This is a genomic window from Halomonas sp. DP5Y7-2 (genome assembly GCF_019802025.1).
Lineage (GTDB): Bacteria > Pseudomonadota > Gammaproteobacteria > Pseudomonadales > Halomonadaceae > Halomonas > Halomonas litopenaei_A.
On record NZ_JAHVHY010000016.1, the window covers coordinates 1 to 1,742 of the forward strand.

Consider the following 1,742-nt stretch of genomic DNA (forward strand, 5'->3'; position numbering starts at 1 on the left):
TCTCTTGATCAGGTAATTCATTGTGAGCACTTACCGACAGTCAGCGACGTGTCGATTAAGGAGGTGATCCAGCCGCAGGTTCCCCTACGGCTACCTTGTTACGACTTCACCCCAGTCATGAACCACACCGTGGTGATCGCCCTCCGAAGTTAGGCTAACCACTTCTGGTGCAGTCCACTCCCATGGTGTGACGGGCGGTGTGTACAAGGCCCGGGAACGTATTCACCGTGACATTCTGATTCACGATTACTAGCGATTCCGACTTCACGGAGTCGAGTTGCAGACTCCGATCCGGACTGAGACCGGCTTTATGGGATTAGCTCCACCTCGCGGATTCGCAACCCATTGTACCGGCCATTGTAGCACGTGTGTAGCCCTACCCGTAAGGGCCATGATGACTTGACGTCGTCCCCACCTTCCTCCGGTTTGTCACCGGCAGTCTCCCTAGAGTTCCCGACCGAATCGCTGGCAAATAGGGACAAGGGTTGCGCTCGTTACGGGACTTAACCCAACATTTCACAACACGAGCTGACGACAGCCATGCAGCACCTGTCTGAGAGTTCCCGAAGGCACCAATCCATCTCTGGAAAGTTCTCTCGATGTCAAGGGTAGGTAAGGTTCTTCGCGTTGCATCGAATTAAACCACATGCTCCACCGCTTGTGCGGGCCCCCGTCAATTCATTTGAGTTTTAACCTTGCGGCCGTACTCCCCAGGCGGTCGACTTATCGCGTTAACTGCGCCACAAAGCTCTCAAGGAGCCCAACGGCTAGTCGACATCGTTTACGGCGTGGACTACCAGGGTATCTAATCCTGTTTGCTACCCACGCTTTCGCACCTCAGCGTCAGTGTCAGTCCAGAAGGCCGCCTTCGCCACTGGTATTCCTCCCGATCTCTACGCATTTCACCGCTACACCGGGAATTCTACCTTCCTCTCCTGCACTCTAGCCTGACAGTTCCGGATGCCGTTCCCAGGTTGAGCCCGGGGCTTTCACAACCGGCTTATCAAGCCGCCTACGCGCGCTTTACGCCCAGTAATTCCGATTAACGCTCGCACCCTCCGTATTACCGCGGCTGCTGGCACGGAGTTAGCCGGTGCTTCTTCTGTGAGTGATGTCCTTCCTCGAGGGTATTAACCTCAAGGCCTTCTTCCTCACTGAAAGTGCTTTACAACCCGAAGGCCTTCTTCACACACGCGGCATGGCTGGATCAGGCTTTCGCCCATTGTCCAATATTCCCCACTGCTGCCTCCCGTAGGAGTTCGGGCCGTGTCTCAGTCCCGATGTGGCTGATCATCCTCTCAGACCAGCTACGGATCGCAGCCTTGGTGAGCCATTACCTCACCAACTAGCTAATCCGACATAGGCTCATCCGATAGCGCAAGGTCCGAAGATCCCCTGCTTTCTCCCGTAGGACGTATGCGGTATTAGCCTGGGTTTCCCCAGGTTATCCCCCACTACCGGGCAGATTCCTATGCATTACTCACCCGTCCGCCGCTCGACGCCTCCTAGCAAGCTAGGATCGTTTCCGCTCGACTTGCATGTGTTAGGCCTGCCGCCAGCGTTCAATCTGAGCCATGATCAAACTCTTCAGTTTAAAGTCTGATAGTCCGTTAAGCGGACCAAACTTGGCTCAAGGTTCAAACGTCTCGTTTGACGAGTCGCTTGCCTTGATATTTCAGTGACATTGTCACTGACTCATCGGCAAGCGCCCACATGAATTACCTGATCAATTTTTAAAGAGC

Annotated in this window: 1 rRNA gene; it reads right to left on the minus strand. The window is 54.5% G+C overall.

From position 1 onward, the window contains the following. Nucleotides 1-56 precede the first annotated feature (56 nt). Nucleotides 57-1,594, minus strand: a 16S ribosomal RNA gene (locus KUW18_RS19535). Nucleotides 1,595-1,742 lie beyond the last annotated feature (148 nt).